The organism is Streptomyces sp. NPDC004667 (assembly GCF_040609475.1).
GTDB lineage: Bacteria > Actinomycetota > Actinomycetes > Streptomycetales > Streptomycetaceae > Streptomyces.
Genome location: NZ_JBEXKC010000240.1, coordinates 1 through 2,237, shown reverse-complemented (window position 1 = coordinate 2,237; position 2,237 = coordinate 1). Strand labels below are relative to the sequence as shown.

2 protein-coding genes are annotated in these 2,237 nt (G+C 70.5%); both read left to right on the top strand.

The genetic code is table 11. From position 1 onward, the window contains the following. Positions 1 to 388 precede the first annotated feature (388 nt). Positions 389 to 1,600, top strand: coding sequence for a pyridoxal phosphate-dependent aminotransferase (locus ABZW32_RS39690; RefSeq protein WP_356225768.1), 1,212 nt, complete (start codon positions 389 to 391; stop codon positions 1,598 to 1,600). Between the two features lie 126 nt (positions 1,601 to 1,726). Then, positions 1,727 to 2,128, top strand: coding sequence for a hypothetical protein (locus tag ABZW32_RS39685; protein WP_356225767.1), 402 nt, complete (start codon positions 1,727 to 1,729; stop codon positions 2,126 to 2,128). The last annotated feature ends 109 nt before the right edge of the window (positions 2,129 to 2,237 follow it).

Here is a 2,237-nt window from a genome sequence, read left to right as displayed (position 1 = left end):
GTCTTTGGCATTCCGTGGCGGGACGGTCGGTCAAGGGTGGCCGAAGGCCATCGCGAAGCGACGCGACGAAGGAGCGCCCTTGAGGGACCGGCCCGCCACGGAAGGACAGTGGACTGGCGGGACGCCCCCAGCCCTCCCCCGATCCGGATCGAGGGTGTGCCGCCCACCCCCGACCCCACCCCGACCCCACCCCCCAAGTGACGAGCGCAACACCCCCGCCGCCCCGACCGGTCCCCACTCATTCCGCAGGTCACGGTGGCGGCGGGCCGCCGTTTCAAAGGGTGGACGGGGTCGCCACCCACCCATCGCGCGAAACGGGACATTTCCCTACACCACGTTCGGCCGAAATGGCCAAGCGGGCGGCTGCGGGGGGCCGTAAGCTCCCGTCATGCAGGTGATCCAGTCAACGAAACTCGCCAATGTCTGCTACGAGATCCGCGGCCCCGTCCTCGAAGAGGCGATGCGGCTCGAAGCTGCAGGTCATCGCATCCTCAAGCTCAACACCGGCAACCCCGCGGCCTTCGGCTTCGAGTGCCCGCCGGAGATCCTTGAGGACATGCTCCGCAACCTGGGCAACGCCCACGGCTACGGGGACGCGAAGGGGCTGCTGTCGGCGCGCCGCGCGGTCATGCAGCACTACCAGACCAAGGGCATCGACCTGGACGTCGAGGACATCTACCTCGGCAACGGCGTCTCCGAGCTGATCCAGATGTCGATGCAGGCGCTGCTCGACGACGGCGACGAGGTGCTGGTCCCGGCCCCGGACTACCCGCTGTGGACCGCCTCCGTGAGCCTGGCCGGCGGTACCGCCGTGCACTACCGGTGCGACGAGCAGTCCGACTGGATGCCCGACCTCGCCGACATCGAGCGCAAGATCACCGACCGCACCCGCGCCATCGTGATCATCAACCCGAACAACCCGACCGGCGCCGTCTACGACGACGAGATGCTCCGCGGGCTGACGGACATCGCGCGCCGCCACAACCTGGTCGTCTGCTCCGACGAGATCTACGACCGGATCCTCTACGACGGCACCACCCACACCAACACCGCCGCGATCGCCCCCGACCTGCTGACGCTGACTTTCAACGGCCTGTCGAAGAACTACCGCGTCGCGGGCTACCGGGCCGGCTGGATGGCCGTCTGCGGCCCCAAGAAGCACGCCGCCTCGTACATCGAGGGTCTGACGATCCTCGCCAACATGCGCCTGTGCGCGAACATGCCCTCCCAGCACGCCGTCGCCACCGCCCTCGGCGGCCGGCAGTCGATCAACGACCTGGTCCTGCCGGGCGGCCGGATCCTGGAGCAGCGCAACGTCGCGTACGACCTGCTCACCCAGATCCCGGGCGTCACCTGCGTGAAGCCGAAGGGTGCGCTGTACGCCTTCCCGCGGCTCGACCCGTCCGTCTACAAGATCAAGGACGACCGGCAGATGGTCCTCGACCTGCTGCGATCCGAAAAGATCATGGTCGTGCACGGTACGGGCTTCAACTGGCCCGAGCCCGATCACTTCCGCATCGTGACGCTGCCCAACGCGAAGGACCTCGCGGACGCGGTCACCCGGATCGGCAACTTCCTGGACGGCTACAGCCAGCCGTGAGCGGGCGGGGTCCGCCTGGAGCGGCCCTCGTGCGGGGCCGCTCCAGCCGTACTCCATCAGGATTCAACTCAACTTTAGACCGGTTCCAATGTAGGATGGTCTCCTGACCCAGCAGGAGGCCTCCTCATGTACGAGCCGATCCGCACGAAGCCGGTCGTCCACCATCGCGAGGGCGGCCACCACGGCACATCCGACTACCCGCGCCGCAGCCGTGGCGAGGAGCTGGACATCCAGCTCGCCGGACACCTGTCGGCCCTGCTCACCCTGACCGACGAGCTCGCGCTCGACGAAGCCGCCGAGCAGATCGCCGCCCAGGTGACCCGGCTGCGCGGGGCCCGCCCGGCCCGCGCAGCGGGGGCCTCCGACGAGGACCCGGCGGTGCTGCACCGGCGCGCCCACGACCTCGCCGCCCGCGCCCTCCTCGTCGCCGCGTCCCGCGCCGACACCGCCGCCGCGATCCTCGCCGCCGAGCGCATGGACGCGCACGCCGCCGCCCTCGACTCCGTCGACCTGGCCGGCGCCCACTGACGGCCCCGGTCCGGGGCCGCGGAGGCTCCGGACCGGGTGCCACGAACCTACGGCGGGGGGGGGGGCCGGGGGGGGGGGGTCGGGGGCGGGCGCGAGGGGGTGGGAGGGC

What these genes read in the sequence shown, in the direction of transcription:
- ABZW32_RS39690 (WP_356225768.1), top strand. Translation starts at nt 389, where the DNA reads ATGCAGGTGATCCAGTCAACGAAACTCGCCAATGTCTGCTACGAGATC.
- ABZW32_RS39685 (WP_356225767.1), top strand. Translation starts at nt 1,727, where the DNA reads ATGTACGAGCCGATCCGCACGAAGCCGGTCGTCCACCATCGCGAGGGC.